This window comes from Mesorhizobium sp. B1-1-1, assembly GCF_006442955.1.
In the GTDB taxonomy this organism is placed as follows: Bacteria; Pseudomonadota; Alphaproteobacteria; order Rhizobiales; family Rhizobiaceae; genus Mesorhizobium.
On the sequence record NZ_VFWW01000004.1, the window covers coordinates 1 to 18,360 of the forward strand.

The window sequence follows — 18,360 nt, forward strand, 5'->3', positions numbered from 1 at the left end:
CCCCGAATACACCCCGGCCGATGCTCCCCCGCGCCAAAGTCAGGTCAGACCAACGGCCCGCCCTCACGATGAGGACGGGCCACCGGCAACATCAATCAAGCCATCCCTTGCCCGAGATCGGGGGCATCGGTGGGTTGGGCTGGCTGGCAGTCGGCGGCCAGTTATGCGTACCGGTCGGGAAGGGATTGATGGCAATCCGCGTGTCACTCCCCGGACAATAGTTCGCCGCCGAGTGCCACCGGCCGGCCGGGACATAGACAATGTCGCCGGCCTCCGAGACGAAGCCCGGCAGGCCTTCGAGGTTGTATTGGATCTGACCTTCCATGATGAACCAGAATTCACCATAGTTGATGTGCCTGTGTCCGAGCGCCGTGGGGGACTGCATATTGCAGTTGAACGCCTGGCCGCGGATGGCGTTAACGAACAAGCCAGGGGCGGTTACGAATGCGCCGCCCGAGGGCGAAGCAAGGAAATCCCTGAAAGTAGAATTGCCCGTCCCAAGGGCTTCTGCACCCGGATCCTGTCGCGTCAACGCCCAGGTCATCCCCGGCTGCGGCTTAGGCAAGGTTGCCGCCGCCTGCGGGTAAGTGATCTTGGCGTCCGCGGTGAAGACCTCGAAGTGCAAGGACGGCACCGCGCCGACGTTCTTCATCTGGAACTGCGTACGCGCGGGAACCTGGACCATAAAGCCTTTGGTGGCCGTAAACGGCGCCTCGCTCCCGATCGTGAACTCGACCGAACCTTCCCAGACAATGAAGGCCGCGCGGGTATCCGATATGAACATGGCCGGCGACTGATCACCGACCGCCAACTGAACCCATGAAGCCCGCAGGTGCGCGTCGCTGACGATCTCCTGGTGCCAAGTCTTGGACTGATTGGCGGGAGAAATCTTGGCGCGCACGTCGGCTATCGTCGTGTGTGGCTTGTTCGGGGCCTTGTATGGTGCCAGCGCCACCGGCTTTGGCGTCCAGGTGAACACCGTCTGTGCGAGCGCCGCGGTGGACGATACCGCCCCGATCGCCAGCGCGGCCACCACGGCCAATCCGCCTTTCCATAGGTTCATGAGAGTCACTCCTCCGTTTTCTGCTTGACCGATGGTGACACCGCGAATCTGACCGAAACCCCAAGCATCGACCGATCAGAAAAATCCACAATGTGGACGCGATGTCCAACAATGCATATTGGGCAGACTATTAATGGGTTGTCAACGCCTCACCGCGGCGCTTCAGGGCCTGTCGATCGGATGCTTGCCTGTTGGGTTAACGTGCATGGATCATAACGTCCGCTGACAGTGCAGGAGGCCTCGGCGGCTGATCGGAGGCTGTTTAGGGTACGGGTGTGATCGCCGCTCCACTCTGGAACCAGGCGATCACGTTCTGGGCCACGAGGTCCGCCATTGCGGTGCGCGTACTGACCGACGCGGACCCGATATGCGGCAGGATCGTCAGGTTATCGAGCGCCAGCAGGTCTTCGGAGACATTGGGTTCATCCGCGAGCACGTCGAGGCCGGCCGCCGCAATGGCTCCTGTGCGCAGGGCGCCGATCAGTGCATCCTCGTCCACGACGGTTCCGCGGCCTACATTGATGAACACGCCCTCGGGCCCGAGGGCGGACAGCACCTCGGCATTCACGCTGTTTGCGGTCGACAGGTCGCCCGGCACGATGGAGATGAGTACATCGACGGCACTGGCAAGTTCCAGCAGTGAAGGAAAGTAGTCGTACGCAACCCCCTCCGCCGGGCGCCGGCTGTGATAGCCAACAGGAAGCCCAAACGCTTCAATTCGTCGGGCAATGCAGCGACCGATCCGCCCCATTCCGTAGATGCCGACCCTGCGGTTCCGCAGTGTCAGACGGCTAAGCGGGTAGTCCGATGCTTTCCACCGGCCCCCGCGAACGAAGGCTGCCGCCTGGGGTATCTCGCGCACGACGCTGATAAGGAGCCCCAACGTGAGATCGGCGACCTCCTCGTTCAGGACATCAGGGGTGTTCGTGACGACGATATTCTTGCCGCGTGCGTAGGCAGCATCCACCGCGTCGTAGCCGACGCCATAGCTGGCGATGATCTCAAGGTTGGGAAGGGCGTCTATGAACTGCCGATCGATTCTGGCGCGACAGGCCACGCCACGAATTGACGCCCGCACCTCCGGGGACAGATGGGCGTGAATGTCACAATCAGGGGTTTCGACCAGGCTGAAATGCGTTCTGAGCATGCAGCGGGCATGCTCGTGCATCCAGCCTGGTATCAACACGGTGGCGGCGGGTTTCGACAAAGGCTTTCCTTCCGGTTCGGGGGTGTCACTGCCGGCACGAATGGCCGCAGGTGAATCAGGGTTTTCGCCCGGGAGGCCTTTGGATTGCGCAATGCGCCGACAGTGAGCCGCGGATTGATGTTGGCTTCGAGTTCGCGGCGGCTGGCCAGTTTCTCCAGCGCAATCGGCATGTCAGCGGTTCCGGTACCATGTCTTCCAAGGTCGCCATAGATCTGACCATAATATGGTCAATCTGTCCAAGATTTTGATAGGAGCCCGCAACCTTTTTGTCAAGGCGGCGGGAACGCCGCAACAAAAAGGGGGAGCTTGACAAGTGTGCAGTTCCACCTAATGCTTGGGCAGGTTGTCCATATTATGGACTGAGCGATTCCAAAAGGTCGCGCGTTCGTATTCACCGGCTGCACGAAATGTGCCGAATGCCAGACGGTGGCTGCAGCGATGCATGTGCGGAATGTCAAGGAGTGTGGCAGCGTGAACAATATAAACTACCTTACAAATATAAATTTCGGGCTTGGAGCGGCCGAGTCACTGGCAGAAATTTTGGGCGAACTCGGCGTGTCCCGCCCTTTGGTGATCAGCGATCACGGCATCAAATCCGCTGGTTTGCTTGAGCGTCCGGTATTCGAGTTCCTGAGAACAGCGCCGATCTTCCTGGACGTTCCCTCCAACCCGACTGAGAGCGCAGTTGCTGCCGGTCTCGCGCTATACAGGCAAGGCGGCTGCGATGGGGTAGTGGCGATTGGCGGAGGCTCTCCGATCGACCTGGCAAAGGGCGTGGCGCTGCTTGCCACGCACGATGGTGAACTTGAGCGTTATGCAGCGATCCTGGGCGGGCTGGCACGCATCACCGGCGCGGTAGCGCCGCTTGTGGCCATCCCGACAACGGCGGGTACGGGGTCCGAAGTTGGACGCGCGGCACTGATCACACTGGATGACGGCCGGAAGCTCGGATTTATCAGCCCGCACCTCATCCCGCGCAGGGCGATCTGTGACCCGGGGTTGACGATGGGGCTCCCCCCGGCTCTGACGGCCTCGACAGGGCTCGACGCACTGTCGCATTGTATCGAGACGTACCTTTCCCCCCGCTATAATCCGCCTGCCGAGGCAATTGCCACCGACGGCTTCCAACGCATCTGGAAAGCTTTGCCTGTCGCCTACGCAGACGGCGCGAACGCGGAGGCGCGGACCGAACTCATGATGGGTGCCCTCGAAGGGGGCATGACGTTTCAGAAGGGGCTTGGAGCCGTCCATGCGCTTAGCCATGCATTGGGCGGTCTCAAGGAGGCTAAGCTCCATCATGGGACGCTCAACGCCATCCTGATGCCGACCGTCCTTCGGTGGAACGTGGAAGTTGAAGCCGTGGCTCAGAAGGTCGACTACCTCGAGCGCCTGGCGGGACTTGAACATACAACGCTCGCAGATGCACTGGACGGGTTGAACCGTAGTCTTGGCATTACGCCCAGATTGTCCGAACTGGGGGTTCCCCGGCACGTCATCGATTGGGTGTGTGAGCGAGCCATTGCAGACCACAGTCATCCCACAAATCCACGTTCGCTGACCAAGGAAGACTACGCCGCGATCCTTGAGACCGTTTTCTAGGCTGCGAATGTCCTCAAAGGAGGAGCGAGGAGGTAATTCCGTGAGACCGATTGTGATCGTAACGGGCGCAAGCCACGGCATCGGTGCCGCAACGGCGCGGCTGTTCGCCGTTGAAGGCTACGATGTTTGCATAAACTATCTTTCGGACGCTGCCGCTGCATCCGAAGTCGTTGAGCACTGCAAGGCCGCAGGCGCCCGCGCCATCGCGGTACAGGGAGACGTGGGCAAGAGGGAGGACATCGAGGCCCTGTTCAGTGCCTGCGACGATGCACTGGGGCGAGTGACCTGCCTGGTCAATAATGCCGGGATCATTGGGAAAGCCTGCAGAATCGATGAGTTGCAGCCCGCGGTGCTGGAAAGCACCTTCAGGACCAACGTCTTCGCCGTCATGTACTGTATACAGGAAGCCGCGAAACGCATGTCCAACCGCAAGGGCGGCAGAGGCGGGACGATTATCAACATGTCTTCGCTCGCCGCCTTCCTCGGCAGCCCGAACGAATATGTGCATTATGCCGCAAGCAAGGGTGCAGTGGAATCCATCTCCATCGGCGCGGGGAAAGAACTGGCGCCGGAGGGCATCCGTGTGAATGCCATACGTGTCGGGACCACCAACACGCGGATACACACACAAGGCGGAAACCCCGAGCGACCAGCCAGGATTGCGGCGGCAACCCCCATGGGGCGCATCGCGGAGCCTGAAGACATCGCGCGCGCGGCCCTGATGCTTGCGTCTCCTGGCGCGGGGTTCATGACAGGCACCCTGATCACGGTGTCCGGGGGGCTCTGATGCTCCGCGGTCGGGATATTCCGCTGGGAGTGCCAGGCTGGCCTGGCACTCCTGCTGAGACCGGTCGCGCCCCATCCACGGGCATTCATTCCAACTCAATTGCCGCGCGACGCCAGTCAAGCACTCTGTAAGGTGCCTCGTCCGCGTTCGATACAAGTATCAATGCCTCGAAAGATTCGCTGTAGCCGGACCGCAGGGTCGTCCTGAGATCGACGCGCCAGCTCGGTGCCGGTTTCAGCGTGTTGAAGGTCACCCCCGCCAGCGACTGATCGAGTTGCTCGCGCGACAGACGGCCGGCGTGGAAATCCTTGATCGCCTTTCGCACCGACGGCGGCAGGCCAGGAATATCGCCCAGCAGTCCATCATCGAGCGCTTCCAGGCGAACGCCGGCCAAGCCGGAGGAGACGGTGACATAGGGTTCGATGGCGATGGCCATATCGGGCGTTATTCCCGGGAAGGCGGCCAATTCGGAGACCGTCTGAAACAGCTTTGTGTCGTTTCCAGCCTGCTGCGGAGCGGAACCGGCCGGCTGTCCGTTCGCCGGAGTCGGCCGGGCGCGGTGGCCGATGATCTTTGTCGCCAGATCCTCCGCGGTTCCGGGAGCGGCGCCGGCGGCTCGCAACGCGCCAACGATCAGCGGCCGCTCGGCGGTGTTGAGATCGATCCGCAACGCTTCATTTCTCGCAGAGATGGAAGCGACCCCGGCCGGCAGGGTGATCGTGGACGATATCTGATCGCTCAGCGCGACTACACCGTCGGGCGGGCCGGCGCGGATCTCGGCCGCGGCCTGCGACAGCCCGGCTTCAGCCAGAATGCGCGCCGACGCCTTGTCCTCCGTGACGCGCACACTGGCCACGACCCCGGTCATCTGCGCGCGAAGTATGACGGCAAGGAATCCCAGAAAAATCATGATCCACAGGACGCTGACGAGGATTGCACCCCGCCGGCTCGTTGCCGAGCTCATGCCCACTGCCGCAAGACCCATTTCGGCCCCATGCTTCGCCACGAAAGGTGACGCCACGATCGCGTCGAAATCAAGACTTCGCTCCCCGGCTCAAGCAATGTGATCACCATGCGGCGGGCAGCCACGCCCAGATGATGACCAGTGCCGGCGCGAGGAACGTTCCGAACGGAACGCGCGCCGCGGCACGGAGCGGGCGGCGCAAGCGAACCGCGCGGATGATGCTGAAGATGAAAGCCGCGACCGAAGCAAGTAGGATCTGGGCGCCGACGCCGGCCAGCCCGGCCAAGACGGTGGATACACCGATCAGCTTGATGTCGCCGAAGCCTATGCCGTCGCGACCGCGCAGCCTCCCATACGTGACGTCGAACAGACACAGCAGGAGCATCAGGACGCCCCCCGGCCCGATGCGCCAGGCCAGCGCGGCGAAATCGCTCGCCTCAAACCACCAGTCGGCGAGCGCGACGACCAAGATGCCGGCCGTGTAGCGGTCAGGAATGAGCAAAGACGCAAGATCATGGACCGCGATTGCCGCGGCCAGAAGGCATAGCGCAAGCGTCGACGCGATGACGAATGCGGGGCTTCCGATGACAGCGGGCACGGTAGCGGCGGCGAGCGCGACTGCGACGGCGGCGGTAGACCGACGCCGCGCCCTCAGAATCTTCATTCGATCATCGTCTTGGCCGGCCGCCGCAGCGGCACGTTTCTGGATGGCTCGTTCATCAGCCGCAATTGCGACCGCATCTCCTCCGCCACATGTTGCGCATCCATGCCGTCCTTCATGACCTGAGGCCGGATCAGGATGATCAGCTCCGTCCGCGTCGCGGAGTTCTGGTTGCTCCGGAAGGCGTCGCCGATGACGGGCAGATCGCCAAGCACCGGCACACCGTCGCGGCCGCGCTGCTGGCGTTCGCTGATCAGTCCGCCGAGCATCACGGTCTGGCCGCTGGTGACCGATACGGTCGAGCTGACCTTTCGTTGCGATATGGTCGGCGTCAGGGACTGGGCCTGGCTGCGCTGGACCGAGCTGATCTCCTGTTCGATGACGAGGCTGATCGTGCCGTTCCCGGTGATCCGGGGCAGAACCTTCAGGATCACGCCGGTATCGCGGAACTCGACGTTGTTGACGACCGGCGCTTCGGGATCGGTGACGGACTGCGCGGTGCGGGTGACGATCGGTATTTCATCACCGACCTGCAGCAAGGCGGGTTTGTTGTCGAGCACCACCACCGAGGGCGAGGAAAGCACCTTGACCTCGGTAACGCCGCGCAGCGCATCGATGACAACGCGCGGCTCGGTGTCGGGGCCAAGCAGCAGGTTGAAGCCCGGAAGCGTTCGCGACAGCACGGCCTTGCTGGCTTCCTGGAACAGACCGACCGATCCGTGGTTGCCGCCCACGCCGATATCATTGGATTTCAGGAAGAACTGCACGCCATAGCGCAGCTCGTTGGTCAGGGTGACCTCGGCTATCGTCGCTTCGATAGCGACCTGCTCTTGCGGCCGGTCGAGTGCGGTGATCGCTTGTTCGATCAGCCGTTGCTGGTCGGGCCGCCCGTAGATGAGAATGGTGTTGTTTTCCGGGTTCGCGGCGATGCGCACGCCGCTTTTCGACCCACCACCGCCCGGGATAGGCTGGTCGGTTTCGCCAGCGGGGGCCGGCAGGCTATCCGCCATGCGCTGATCCGGCGTCGCAGTGGCCGCCTGCGAACCGTTTGCGCCCTGATTCTGGCCGTCAGCCTGCGAGCCGGGCGGAAACTGCGAGGCCGGGTCTTCTGAAGCCGACGATGCCGGGGCGCCGTTGAATATTTCGTTGACCATCGATGCAAGGCGCCGTGGCTCCAGGTGCTGGACCTTGTACACCCGCAAATTGGAGGCAGACGCGTCGATCCGGTCGAGCCGCTCGATCCAGCTCGCCGCGCGCTGCAACTGGTTGCGCGTCTTCGCCACCACCAGAATCGCATTGCTGCGCTCGATCGGCTCGACCCTGATCGTGTTGCGTCCGCGACCGCCCTCCCCGATGTCGAGCACGCGGGTCAGCTCGGGCATCATGGTGGCCGCGCTGGAATTGTTGACAGGGAAAATGCCGACTGACTGGTCGGCCAGCCAATCCTGGTCGAAAGAGCGCGCTGCTTCGATCGCCGCAGTCCGCTCCGCCGCCGTCCCCTGGAAGATCAGCGCGTTGCGGCTGGGATCCTCGCGCACCATGCCGGGACGGGCGACGAAGTTTTCGAGCAGCGGCAGGATCGTGCTGGCGGAAACGTTTTTCAGGGGAAACACCGTGACGGCGTAGCCAGGCTGGATGGTGGTGCCCGGATCGAGTTGGGCGGCTCCGAACGCTTCGTTCGCAGGTATCAGCCGCAGACGGTCGCTTTCGCGCATCATGGCCACGCCGCTGCTGTGCAGCGCGGACTCGAACATGGTGAGGATTTCCGCGGCCGGCGTAGGCTTCGACGTCGTGATCGATACCTTGCCCGCGATTCTGGGGTCGAGCGAGTAGCTGATCCCCAGCACCTCGCCCAGCACCGTGCGGGCCGCGACTTTGATCTCGGCCTCCTCGAGGTTGACCTCGAACTTTTCGCCGCTCAGCCGCTCGAGCGACTTGCGCTCGCCGGCAGTCAGCTGCTGTTGGTATCCGTAGTATACTTCACCCTGCCGGTTGTTCTGCGTGCGGCCGAAGCCGAGCCTCGACAGAAAACCGCCGCCGGAAGGTTTGCGCGCACTCAAATCTGCGTTCGCGACCTTGTCCAGGGCATCCGGCCGCGCGGCAACGTCTCCAAGATAATCACCAGTGGAGGTACACGCGGCCACTACCGCCAGGACGCAGGCCGCCGCGCCTCTGCGAACCCACACGGAACAGGCATTTGGAGCGCTGCCTTGCCGACCTACCCTCACCTACACACCCAACCCAAGCCTACGCCCGCCGCCTCGGGAAAGTACCGTTCTATGACGCTTGAAAACCACAAAGCACGCTTTCTGCGTCCCGCTTGGACACCGTACACCCCGTCGACCTCGGTCAGCCCGAGGCAGGTGAGGAACTCGAACATGTGCAGCGATTCGACGTTGACATGCGCCAGCGGTTGCAACTCGCCCCGCACCGGGGCCCCGCCGACGTCCTCGTCGAGGCCCTGTATCGCATCGGCGGAAAAGCCGTCGTCGAATGTCCCGTCCAACTCCCGACGTTTCGAACCTCAATGCAACCATGACGCTGGCACGCTCACCAGTGCTGGGAACAGAACCAGCAGCAAAATGAGGATCATCTGGGCCACAAGGTAAGGCATGGCACCCTTTGTAGCCTCCTCCATTGAAACTCCGCTGACTCCGCACACTGTGTTGAGGACCGTTCCGACAGGAGGCGTGATCATGCCCACCGCGTTGACCATCATGAAGATGACCCCGAAATAGACCGGGTCGATGCCGGCCGCATTGACGAGCGGTATGAGGATGGGCACCAGAATGGTGATGCAAGGTGCGAAATCGAGCGCCGTGCCGACGACGAAGACAGCCAGAACGATCATACCCATCAGCAGGATCGGCGAGTCGATGAATGGACCGAGGAGACTGACGAGCTGGGCGGGCATATCGGAAATCGTCAGCATGAAGCCGGAGATCATGGAGGCAGCCACCAACAGCATGATGACAGCTGTCAAGCGCCCGGCGGCGAGCAGCGCGTCATAGAGCAGCCTCGGTGTCAGCTCCCGATAAACAAACAGCCCCACGAACAGTGCATAGGCAGCGGCAACGACGCCGGCCTCAGTAGGGGTGAAGATGCCGAACCGCAGTCCGGCCAGGATAATCGCTGGCATCATCAACGCCCAACCGGCGGTCATGATGGTTTTCGGTAGGTCCCTGCGCGGTATTTTGAGCCGGACCGTCGCCGTTTCCTTTTTGGCGAGGAACCACCAGGCGATTATGAGGCTCAGCCCCATCATGAGCCCTGGCACGATTCCGGCAAAGAACAGGCCGACGATGGAAATGTTTGCGGTGACGCCCAGGATGATGAACCCGACAGACGGCGGGATCACAGGAGCGATAATGCCTGTAGCCGACATCAAGCCCGAGGCTCGACCCATATGGTAGCCCGCATCCCGCATCAGGGGGACCAGCATGACCGCGAGCGTCGCTGTATCCGCGATTGCGGATCCGGAGACGCTGGCAAGCACCAAGCCAGTGCCGATGACCACGTAACCGAGGCCGCCACGTATGTGACCGACGAGCGCCAAGGCCACGTTGACGATGCGGCGGGAGAGGCCGCCGGCGTTCATGAGCTCGCCGGCAATGAGAAAGAACGGGATCGCCATCAGCGGATAGCTGTCAGCGCCATTGACCAGCCTCTGCGCCAGAATCTGTGCATCCAGATTTCCCATCAGCATCATCATCGCGACGCCCGACAGCATCAGGGCGAAGGCGATTGGAATCCCGATGCCCATCGCACCAAGGAGGGAAACGATAAAGACCAAGCCGCTCACGGTGCTTTCTCCGAAACAAGCGCGGGGGGCACGACCGGCAGCGGCTCAACATGCTCCACCCCCGACCAGGGGGCGGGCAGGATGCCGCGCAGCGAGCGCCAGAGATCAAGGAGGAGAACCAGAGCCATCAGGATGGCAGAGACGAGCCCCGCGGCGTAGATGGCGCCCACGGGAATTCCCGACAGTGCCAGGACGTTGCCCCACTCGATGATGGTGAGTGACAAACTGCCCTGTCCCATGAGCCAGCAGCACCAGAGCATCAGGCCGTATGAAACAAGAAAGCAGGCGAAGCGCGCCCTTCGAGGCAACCGGACAACCAACGACTCGACGCCGAGATGCGCGCCCTTGGCCAAGGCCACCACGGATCCCATAAAGATGACCCAGACGAGGACCACACGGGAGACTTCAACGGCAAACGGAATGCCTGAGCTGAAGCCGTAGCGTAGCACGACATTTGTAAAGATTAGGATGCTGATGACGGCCATTCCGACGACGACGAAGACGTCAAAAGCCTTGAAAAGCCACTGTAACGGCGTGGTCATAACTGCTCCCAAAAGGTTGTGCGCGCATGCATCGATCCTTGCGGCACTCTGACGAGAATCCGCAGACCGTGAGCAGGGAGCCTCCAGCATGCTGATGGGGTAGAAACACCCAATCGCGTGATGAAGGCCTGTCCTGCTCATCCGGTCGAACAGCGCAGGGGTAAAGCCAACGATCCCTCCAACCAGTAGGAGGTCCCGGGCGAGCTTCCGGTGTCAGACACCTTCCACCACGGCCAGATGTGCCTTGGCATGCTTCTCGCGGGCCTTGATCGCCGTTTGATACTCTGGAGAGTTGTAGCAGGCGAGAGCGGTCTCGTAGTCCTTGAACTCGATGACCGCCAGGCGGTTCGCGTGAGGGCCCTCCATGACCTGGCTCGTTCCCGCGCGAACGACGAAGGACGCCCCGTATTTGTCGAATGCTGCCTTGTTCAAGGCAATGTATTCTTTATAGCCCTCATGGTCCGCGATATCGACCATTGCAACCCAGTATCCTTTTTTGGTCATCTGCTTCCTCTCCCACAGAAATTCCCATACCCTCTCGCGGAAGATACGGACGTCCCGATGCATTCAAATTCGCCACAAGTGCGTTTGCCGTTGATCCTCCTCGATCACACGGCTAGAACCGAAACTACGACGCTGACTACAATATGGACAGCTTGTCCAAAAGCGTGTAGTACCACCATGTTTCGTTGTCAAGCTTGCAAGGAGATGCGCCATGGGCCTAAGTGAGCTCCAGGACGAAGCCGATGAGAGAGCTTCTACTCACGTGCAGGGAGCGGCCTCGTTCTCGAAGTTCATCACGGTGCTGCAGATCATCGCGGATGCCCCTGGAACCTTGGACATTGCCCAACTGACAAAGTGCGCGCCATTTCCCCGGGGGACGGTCTACCGTCTCGTTTCGGCGCTCACGGCGGAGGGACTCATCACACAGTCGGGAGAGGGTGGAACGTTCCGCTTGGGGCCGCGCCTCCTCCAGCTTGCTGCCAAGACCTGGGAGGACTCCGACTTGCGGACGATCGCCAGGGATTTTCTGGTTTCGCTCCGCGACGCAACCGATGAGGCGGTTCACCTTGCGGTGCCCAGCAACAACCGGATGGTCTACATAGACAAGTTGGTGGGCTCCAGCAGGGTTCAGATGAAAACCAGCATTGGCGGCCAGGTTGAACTTCACTCGACATCCGTGGGTAAGGCGTGGCTGTCTGGTCTGCCAGACCAGCGGCTGTTGGAAGTCATCAAGAGCCTGGATCTGAGACGCCATACCGCCAAGACGTTCACGACACCCGAAGCGCTGTTCGATGAGTTGAAGCGGACGCGCGAGCAAGGGTTCGCGTTCGATGACGAGGAGAACGAACCGGATATCCGCTGTCTCGGCAGCCCGATCTTCAATCGTTCGGGGGAACCGATCGGAGCGGTCAGCATCAGCATGCCGGTGTACCGGCACGACGCTCGGCGCCACGAGCTCTGCGCAAGGCTGGTGCGTCAAACGGCGAAACAGATCAGTGGCGAATTGTCCAGGATGGTGTAGCGCCGGGCGCGCCACCGCGTCCATCGCCACTATCGACGTACCGCTTTAACGGCATCGCTATCATTCGACGCTGAGGAAGATGGCTGATCCAACAGCACCGAAACAGCCTTGGGGGCCGTTCAAGCCAGGTCAGTCCGGAAACCCGGCAGGCAGGCCCGAACGGGCCCACAACAAGCTCGTTGAAGCATGCCTCGAAGACATGCTCGCGGATTGGGAGGCTAACGTGCCAGCAGCCATTGGCAAGAAGCGAGAGAAAAAGCCAGACGCACACCTCGAAGTCGTCGCTTCGATCCTGCCGCGAGACTTGCCGCACCAGATCGACAAGCGGCAGCCCTTCGTCAATGCCTTCGCCCATCGCTACAACCGTCACAGGGCACACGACGCTCTCGACGAATCAACTAAGCCGAGTATCTCAAGACCTTCAGCGGCGCGCCCCGAAGGCATCCTCACATGTCTTAAACCAGGACATCCTGCAGGATGACACCAGGCGAACTCACTGTGCCGGAATGGCTGCGACGATCTCAGGCGATGGCCTGGGTGACATTGCTTGGCATGCTCTTCCATATCGCATTTGCTTTCGGACACATCGATGGCCCGACGCATAGAAACGGCTTGCTCTTATCCAGCTTCGAGCGGTTGCTCGCACGATCCGGAGAAGGGCCCGCGCCGGGGCACCACGACGACAAGGCTAAGGGCCATTGTGACATATGCATCATCGGCTCCATGGGAGCCGCACTGCCGGCGCCTGCGGCAGTTCATGTCCTTTCCGAGCTCACCTTCTACACGATCGACTGGGTCGCGACTGCGGCGTGCCCGGACACCATAGAACTCTCTTCACACTACGATATCCGCGGCCCTCCGCGAGCTTGAATGGATGGCTGAACTGCCGCTTCTCGCGGTCGCGCCACGCGCCGAAACTTGTGATGGCGGCTAATGACCATATCGATCTGGAGAGACAGAGATGGGATTGCATCACCACACCGGGACGTTGTTTGCCGCTGGCATGTTTATTGTTATTTCGACGGCGCACGCAGAAGAAGATCGTCGAGAGCTTGGACCACATGTTCATGGACACGGGACATTGGCGATCGCTTTCGAGGCCAACAATGTTCAGATGGAGCTCGCTGCCCCTGGCATGGATATTGTCGGGTTTGAGCACGAAGCTGAAACCGCGGAGCAGAAGAGCGCCGTCGAGACCGCGCTCGCCGACCTTAAGGAACCCTTGAAGCTCTTCGCGATGCCCGACTCCGCAGGGTGCACCGTCACCTCCGCCGACGTCAAAGTCGTCGCGGAAGAACATGAGGACCACCCTGCTACCGCGGAGGCTGGTGAGGCCGCGGGTTCTGAAGAGCACGAGGCCCATCACACCGAGTTCCGAGCAACTTATGCTCTCGCCTGCGCGGATACTGCCCAGGCCGCGTGGCTCGACTTCCCCTTCTTCGATCGCTTCGCCGGATCCGCGAAACTCGGCGTGACGGTCGTCGATGCCAATGGACAGACCGCTTTCGAGGTGTCCCGCGAGGCGCGCTATCTGGAGAGATGAGATGAACGCGGACGCCGCGACGGACGCCGTGCGCTTGCACGGCGTCGAATACAGGTGGAACGCGCGAGACCCGTTTTGCCTCTCAATCGGCGAGTTCGAAGTTTCCCGCGGTGAGCGTCTTCTGCTGCTTGGCGCATCCGGTAGCGGAAAATCGACGCTCCTCAGCTTGCTGACAGGCATCGCATTGGCGCAAGCTGGGCGCTTGGAAGTCCTCGGGCAACGGCTTGACGAATTGAGCGGCAGCGGGCGCGATCGGTTTCGGGCGGAGCATTTTGGCATCATCTTTCAGATGTTCAATCTTCTTCCCTACGGCGCCGTCATCGACAATGTGCTGTTACCGCTCAGCTTCGCACCGGAACGTCGCGCCCGCGCAAATGCCGCGGGAGGCGCGGAGAGCGAAGCCCGGCGCCTCTTGTCGGCCCTGGGACTTCCGGCGGATATCGGGCAGCAGACGGCGGCCACCCTGAGCGTCGGTCAGCAGCAACGCATCGCGACGGCGCGGGCGCTCATCGGCTCCCCCGATATTGTTGTCGCCGACGAGCCTACATCGGCTCTCGACGACGATCGGCAGCAGGATTTTCTCGACCTGCTGTTCGGCCAGATCGAGGCCACAAAGGCAACTCTGATCATGGTCAGTCACGACCGCCGCTTGGCGCAGCATTTCACGCGGGCGATCCAGCTCAACGACATCCTTACAACGTCGCAAAGCCGAGCCCGGGCATGATTGTCGCACGTCTCGCTCTGCAATCGCTGCGCAACCGCTGGATCACGGTGTTGCTGACGATCCTTTCGATCTCCGTCAGCGTCATGCTTCTGCTCGGTGTCGAGAAAGTCCGCAGTGGCGCGCGAGACAGCTTTGCCGGGACCGTGTCTGGTGCGGATCTGGTCATTGGCGCCCGATCGGGTGCCATGCAGCTCCTTCTCTACTCGGTGTTCCGCATTGGCAACGCGACCAACAATGTCACGTGGCGCAGCTACGAAGACATCGTTTCGCGCCCGCAGGTAGCCTGGGCAATTCCACTTTCCCTTGGCGACAGCCATCGCGGCTTTCGCGTCATCGGGACGACTCCGGATTACTTCGAGCACTTCCAATATCGCGGCGGCCAGGCCTTGACGTTTGCTGCAGGCGCACGCTTTGACGACCTGTTCGATGTCGTCCTCGGCTCGGATGTTGCGAGCCGGCTTGGCTATTCCATCGGCGACAAGATCACTGTCGCGCACGGTGCGGGCTCCCTTGGGCCGCAGCATGACGACCTCCCGTTTCGCGTGTCCGGCATACTGTCACGTACCGGCACGCCGGTGGACAAATCCCTCCATGTCAGTCTCAAGGCTATCGAGGCCATTCATGTCGACTGGCGGTCCGGTTCACGGATCCCGGGACAAGTTACACCGGCCGACCGTCTGCGGCAGATGTCGCTTCCTACGAGGGCGATAACCGCCGCGATCATCGGCTTGAAGTCGCGCCTGCAAGTCATCGGGTTCCAGCGCGGCGTGAACGAGTACAGGGCCGAGCCTCTTTCGGCTGTGCTGCCGGGGGTCGCCTTGCAGGAGATGTGGGGACTGGTCGCCACCGCCGAGACCGCATTGCTTGGCGTCTCCGCGATGGTCGTGGTGACCTCGATGCTCGGCTTGTCGGCAATGATCCTGTCGACGCTCAACGAACGACGGCGTGAGATCGCGATATTGCGCTCGCTGGGGGCAAGACCCGGCACGGTTGCAGGCCTTCTTGTCGGAGAGGCTACCTTGCTGACGGTGGCGGGAATCGCAATCGGTACGGCGGCACTTTATGCGGTCCTGGTGGTGGCCCGCCCGCTTGTTGACAGACAGTTCGGCATCGACATCGGCATTCAGCCTCCGTCCACGACCGATGCCCTGTTGTTGTTGGCAATATTGATCGGCGGGATGGCCGCCGGGTTCCTGCCGGCCTGTCGCGCCTACAGGATGTCACTCGCAGATGGCATGATGGTGAGAACATGAAGACTTCCGGATTCCTCGGCAACGCGAGATCGATGTTGCGCTGCATCGCTCTCATCCTGGCCGTTTTGGGCGCGGGCTGCGGCGCGGCATTCAGCGAGGCCGCAACCCAGCTGAAATGGGAGATGCTGATCCCGCCGACAGAACCGCTGGCAAATTTCCCGGACGCACTTCCTTTTGAGCAACAGGAGGCGTTGAGAGATGTCCTGTACTGGAAGGGTCACCCGTCGGGCGAGTTGAGCGAAGAGTTTGCCCTTCAGCGCGACGAAGCCAAAAAAAGGGTCGACGCCGACAGGGAGAAACTTGCAAAGCAAGGCGTCGATCTTGATGCGCTTTACGAACGATACGTCGCCTGGGCTACAGAGATCGAGAGGCGTGGAACCCTCACCGAGAAGAAGTTGGACGGCGCGCAGGTAGCCATCGCCGGCTATCTGCTGCCCCTGGATTTTAATCCGGACGGTACGACCGAGTTCCTGCTGGTCCCCTATTTCGGTGCGTGCATCCATGAGCCGCCACCGCCGCCGAACCAGGTGATCTACTTGAAATCCACTGCTCCGTACGCGCCTGCGGCCCTGTTCGAGGGCGTGATGATAACCGGCACGATGCGCGTGCAGTCCGAAAGGAAAGACCTCTCCTTTGTGGACGGTTCAAGCGAAGTTGCTTCGGGCTACGTCCTGGAGGGCGAAAGCATCGAGCCCTATCATGGCGAAGGTGGCGGGCAATAGTGGCCAGTCCTGCGAAGGCGATTCCAACCGCCAGTCCGCGGGTCAGAGGCAGGCACGGACGTGGATGATGCGCTCAGCGAAACCCGGTGACCCTGAGCACCTCCGCCGGCGAGGTGAGACCTTGCCCTGCCTTCCTGGCACCGTCATGCGCCATCGTGCTCATGCCCCGTTCCAGCGCGAGCGCTTCGATCCTGGAGTGGTCTGCTCCTTGTGAAGCGAGCTCGATGATAGCTTCCTCTAGGACCAGGATCTCGAACACGGCGATGCGGCCTCGATACCCCGTGCCGTTGCAACGGCCGCAGCCCACTGCGTTGAACACTTTCTGGCCCTGGGAGAACCCGACGGCCTGGTAACGCGAGTCGGAGGAGAAAGTCTCGGTCGAAAGAATTCCTTCCTGCTTGCAGTGATCGCAGAGCCGCCGCAACAGGCGCTGGGAGATGATGCCGCGGATGGCGCCGACCAGCAGATAGGTCTCGACACCCAGGTCGCGCATACGCGTGAAGGCCGCCGCCGCGGTGTTCGCGTGGACCGTGGTGAGAACGAGGTGTCCGGTGAGCGCTGCCTGGACGGCGGCCCGTGCCGTCTCGCCGTCGCGTATCTCGCCGACCAGGATCACGTCGGGGTCCTGTCGCACGAACGTCCGGATCGCGGATGAGAAGGTGATGCCGATCGCCGAGTTGATCTGCGACTGCACGATGCCGGGGATCTGGTACTCGACGGGATCCTCGATGGTCACGATCTTGCGTCCCGGATCGTTTAGCTTCGAGAGCGCGGCGGCGAGCGTCGTCGTCTTGCCGCTGCCGGTCGGGCCGGCGACGGCGATCATTCCATGGGTGTGCTCAAGGAGCCGGTCCAGCGTCTGCCGTTCTTGGTCATCCAGGCCCACGCCCGCGAAATCGAGCAGGACGCTGTCGCGGTGCAGGATGCGCATGACGACGGTCTCGCCATGGATGGAGGAGAGGGTGGCAACGCGCAGTTCGACTTCGCGGTCGCCGATGGGAAGGCGCATCGCACCATCCTGAGGCTTGCGGCGCTCGGTGATGTCGAGGCCGGCGAGAACCTTGATTCGCGACACGATCGCATCGCCCATTTCGTGCGGCGGCGGAGGCATGATCCGCAAGACGCCGTCGATACGGAAACGCATCACGAGCCGTCCGCGCATCGGTTCCAGGTGGATGTCGGTTGCCCTCAGGTCGAGCGCGCGCCGGAAGATGTCGTCGACGACAACCACAACCGGCGCGCCGCTCGCGAGATCCCGCAGGCTTGCGATAGCCGCTTCGGAGGTTGCTCCTTCGCCGGTGGCCTGGGCAACATCCTGGGTGCCGGAAAGGCGTTCCAGGCAGGATTCCAGGTCGGGTGCGGGAACCACGCAGACCTCGACGTCACCGTCGAGAACGGATCCCAGCGCCTCTATCGGGTCTGCGTCTCCAGGGTGGAGAACCCCTATGACGGCGCTCCCGTCAGGCGCCGTGAGCGGCGCGATCCAGTTCTCCACAAGAAATCGGTTTGAGAGATTCTGCGCGACGGGCCTGTAGTCGGCGAGCTGGTGCCGGTCGAGAAGCCGCACGCCATAATAGGACGACAGGAAGCCTGCGAGGGCATCGGCGTCGACTATCTGCGCTTCGATCAGACGGTGCAGGTCGGAGGCTCGCGAGGCCGTGCTCTCACCGAAAAGGCCCCGCGTAGCCTCGCGGCTCGCCAGTCCGGCATCGGCCATGGACGACAAGAGCGAGTGTAAGTCTGTAAGCTTTGGGTTCATTGAACGTACCTGTCGCACTTGACCCTTGAGCACAATGGACGCCGGCTTGCGCATGCCGAATCCAGCTGTCGGCTTAGTCCGCAGAGCGGTCTGCCTGACATACGATTCCGGATCCGGCGGTTCCCCGGAAAGCTGCGCCAGACCAGAAGGCTGTGCGGTATAGGTGTCAAGAGCCCGTGCCCTTCTACTCCCACCAGACGGTGAACCGG

The 18,360-nt window shown here is 61.9% G+C and carries 20 protein-coding genes; 9 read left to right on the forward strand and 11 right to left on the reverse strand.

Annotated features, from left to right (window positions below):
- Positions 1–91: 91 nt before the first annotated feature.
- From FJ986_RS08335 to FJ986_RS08345, 3 genes are all read right to left on the reverse strand, one after another.
- Entirely contained in the window at positions 92–1,063 is a 972-nt protein-coding gene (locus FJ986_RS08335) for a cupin domain-containing protein (protein WP_140500993.1), read from the reverse strand.
- A gap of 262 nt (positions 1,064–1,325) precedes the next feature.
- A complete protein-coding gene (locus FJ986_RS08340; RefSeq protein ID WP_246674933.1) occupies positions 1,326–2,270 on the reverse strand; it encodes a 2-hydroxyacid dehydrogenase in 945 nt (314 codons plus the stop codon).
- Positions 2,243–2,440 (reverse strand): hypothetical protein, encoded by a 198-nt coding sequence (locus tag FJ986_RS08345; protein ID WP_140625603.1) that lies wholly within the window; start codon positions 2,438–2,440, stop codon positions 2,243–2,245. Before FJ986_RS08345 ends, FJ986_RS08340 begins: the two co-directional genes overlap by 28 nt.
- A 301-nt stretch (positions 2,441–2,741) precedes the next feature.
- Between FJ986_RS08345 and FJ986_RS08350 the strand changes: the two genes are divergently transcribed.
- Positions 2,742–3,869 (forward strand): iron-containing alcohol dehydrogenase, encoded by a 1,128-nt coding sequence (locus FJ986_RS08350; protein ID WP_181167624.1) that lies wholly within the window; start codon positions 2,742–2,744, stop codon positions 3,867–3,869.
- Between the two features lie 40 nt (positions 3,870–3,909).
- Entirely contained in the window at positions 3,910–4,656 is a 747-nt protein-coding gene (locus FJ986_RS08355) for an SDR family oxidoreductase (protein WP_140625602.1), read from the forward strand.
- Between the two features lie 85 nt (positions 4,657–4,741).
- Here FJ986_RS08355 and FJ986_RS08360 read toward each other — a convergent pair whose 3' ends face one another.
- The 7 genes from FJ986_RS08360 to FJ986_RS08390 form a co-directional block, all read right to left on the reverse strand.
- A complete protein-coding gene (locus FJ986_RS08360) occupies positions 4,742–5,620 on the reverse strand; it encodes a type II secretion system protein GspK (protein ID WP_181171668.1) in 879 nt (292 codons plus the stop codon).
- Positions 5,621–5,723: 103 nt separating this feature from the next.
- Positions 5,724–6,284, reverse strand: a complete 561-nt coding sequence (locus tag FJ986_RS08365) for a prepilin peptidase (RefSeq protein ID WP_140625601.1) — start codon at positions 6,282–6,284, stop codon at positions 5,724–5,726.
- Positions 6,281–8,467, reverse strand: coding sequence for a type II secretion system secretin GspD (gene gspD, locus FJ986_RS08370; RefSeq protein ID WP_181181863.1), 2,187 nt, complete (start codon positions 8,465–8,467; stop codon positions 6,281–6,283). The genes FJ986_RS08365 and gspD overlap by 4 nt, the downstream gene beginning before the upstream one ends.
- Positions 8,468–8,505: 38 nt before the next feature.
- On the reverse strand, positions 8,506–8,787 hold the full coding sequence (locus FJ986_RS08375) for a DUF1007 family protein (RefSeq protein ID WP_140673953.1): 282 nt from the start codon (positions 8,785–8,787) through the stop codon (positions 8,506–8,508).
- 18 nt (positions 8,788–8,805) lie between these two features.
- Positions 8,806–10,083 (reverse strand): TRAP transporter large permease subunit, encoded by a 1,278-nt coding sequence (locus FJ986_RS08380; RefSeq protein WP_140673955.1) that lies wholly within the window; start codon positions 10,081–10,083, stop codon positions 8,806–8,808.
- Complete coding sequence (locus tag FJ986_RS08385) at positions 10,080–10,625, reverse strand: TRAP transporter small permease (RefSeq protein ID WP_181181864.1); 546 nt, start codon at positions 10,623–10,625, stop codon at positions 10,080–10,082. Before FJ986_RS08385 ends, FJ986_RS08380 begins: the two co-directional genes overlap by 4 nt.
- A 213-nt stretch (positions 10,626–10,838) precedes the next feature.
- Positions 10,839–11,129, reverse strand: coding sequence for a DUF1330 domain-containing protein (locus tag FJ986_RS08390; RefSeq protein WP_140558623.1), 291 nt, complete (start codon positions 11,127–11,129; stop codon positions 10,839–10,841).
- Positions 11,130–11,340: 211 nt separating this feature from the next.
- Between FJ986_RS08390 and FJ986_RS08395 the strand changes: the two genes are divergently transcribed.
- The 7 genes from FJ986_RS08395 (at position 11,341) to FJ986_RS08425 (ending at position 16,392) form a co-directional block, all read left to right on the forward strand.
- Positions 11,341–12,150, forward strand: a complete 810-nt coding sequence (locus tag FJ986_RS08395) for an IclR family transcriptional regulator (RefSeq protein WP_140500977.1) — start codon at positions 11,341–11,343, stop codon at positions 12,148–12,150.
- A 79-nt stretch (positions 12,151–12,229) separates the two neighbouring features.
- On the forward strand, positions 12,230–12,631 hold the full coding sequence (locus tag FJ986_RS08400; RefSeq protein WP_140673959.1) for a DUF5681 domain-containing protein: 402 nt from the start codon (positions 12,230–12,232) through the stop codon (positions 12,629–12,631).
- Complete coding sequence (locus tag FJ986_RS08405; RefSeq protein WP_140673961.1) at positions 12,628–13,020, forward strand: hypothetical protein; 393 nt, start codon at positions 12,628–12,630, stop codon at positions 13,018–13,020. The genes FJ986_RS08400 and FJ986_RS08405 overlap by 4 nt, the downstream gene beginning before the upstream one ends.
- Before the next feature lie 91 nt (positions 13,021–13,111).
- Positions 13,112–13,693 carry a DUF2796 domain-containing protein gene (locus tag FJ986_RS08410; protein WP_140673963.1) on the forward strand — a complete coding sequence of 194 codons (582 nt, stop codon included), beginning with the start codon at positions 13,112–13,114 and terminating at the stop codon, positions 13,691–13,693.
- Between the two features lies 1 nt (position 13,694).
- A complete protein-coding gene (locus tag FJ986_RS08415; protein WP_140673965.1) occupies positions 13,695–14,417 on the forward strand; it encodes an ATP-binding cassette domain-containing protein in 723 nt (240 codons plus the stop codon).
- A gap of 47 nt (positions 14,418–14,464) precedes the next feature.
- Positions 14,465–15,670 (forward strand): ABC transporter permease, encoded by a 1,206-nt coding sequence (locus FJ986_RS08420; RefSeq protein WP_246681785.1) that lies wholly within the window; start codon positions 14,465–14,467, stop codon positions 15,668–15,670.
- Complete coding sequence (locus FJ986_RS08425) at positions 15,667–16,392, forward strand: DUF3299 domain-containing protein (RefSeq protein WP_140673967.1); 726 nt, start codon at positions 15,667–15,669, stop codon at positions 16,390–16,392. The genes FJ986_RS08420 and FJ986_RS08425 overlap by 4 nt, the downstream gene beginning before the upstream one ends.
- Positions 16,393–16,465: 73 nt before the next feature.
- On the opposite strand, the gene FJ986_RS08430 is transcribed toward FJ986_RS08425, so the two are convergent.
- Positions 16,466–18,151: a GspE/PulE family protein gene (locus tag FJ986_RS08430; protein ID WP_181181865.1), complete on the reverse strand. Its 1,686-nt coding sequence runs from the start codon at positions 18,149–18,151 to the stop codon at positions 16,466–16,468.
- Positions 18,152–18,360 lie beyond the last annotated feature (209 nt).

Excerpts from the sequence above, each read along its gene's own strand:
- FJ986_RS08335 (WP_140500993.1), bottom strand. The coding sequence starts at position 1,063 with ATGAACCTATGGAAAGGCGGATTGGCCGTGGTGGCCGCGCTGGCGATC.
- FJ986_RS08345 (WP_140625603.1), bottom strand. The coding sequence starts at position 2,440 with ATGCCGATTGCGCTGGAGAAACTGGCCAGCCGCCGCGAACTCGAAGCC.
- FJ986_RS08360 (WP_181171668.1), bottom strand. The coding sequence starts at position 5,620 with ATGAGCTCGGCAACGAGCCGGCGGGGTGCAATCCTCGTCAGCGTCCTG.
- FJ986_RS08365 (WP_140625601.1), bottom strand. The coding sequence starts at position 6,284 with ATGAAGATTCTGAGGGCGCGGCGTCGGTCTACCGCCGCCGTCGCAGTC.
- FJ986_RS08385 (WP_181181864.1), bottom strand. The coding sequence starts at position 10,625 with ATGACCACGCCGTTACAGTGGCTTTTCAAGGCTTTTGACGTCTTCGTC.
- FJ986_RS08390 (WP_140558623.1), bottom strand. The coding sequence starts at position 11,129 with ATGACCAAAAAAGGATACTGGGTTGCAATGGTCGATATCGCGGACCAT.
- FJ986_RS08395 (WP_140500977.1), top strand. The coding sequence starts at position 11,341 with ATGGGCCTAAGTGAGCTCCAGGACGAAGCCGATGAGAGAGCTTCTACT.
- FJ986_RS08400 (WP_140673959.1), top strand. The coding sequence starts at position 12,230 with ATGGCTGATCCAACAGCACCGAAACAGCCTTGGGGGCCGTTCAAGCCA.
- FJ986_RS08405 (WP_140673961.1), top strand. The coding sequence starts at position 12,628 with ATGACACCAGGCGAACTCACTGTGCCGGAATGGCTGCGACGATCTCAG.
- FJ986_RS08410 (WP_140673963.1), top strand. The coding sequence starts at position 13,112 with ATGGGATTGCATCACCACACCGGGACGTTGTTTGCCGCTGGCATGTTT.
- FJ986_RS08415 (WP_140673965.1), top strand. The coding sequence starts at position 13,695 with ATGAACGCGGACGCCGCGACGGACGCCGTGCGCTTGCACGGCGTCGAA.
- FJ986_RS08425 (WP_140673967.1), top strand. The coding sequence starts at position 15,667 with ATGAAGACTTCCGGATTCCTCGGCAACGCGAGATCGATGTTGCGCTGC.
- FJ986_RS08430 (WP_181181865.1), bottom strand. The coding sequence starts at position 18,151 with ATGAACCCAAAGCTTACAGACTTACACTCGCTCTTGTCGTCCATGGCC.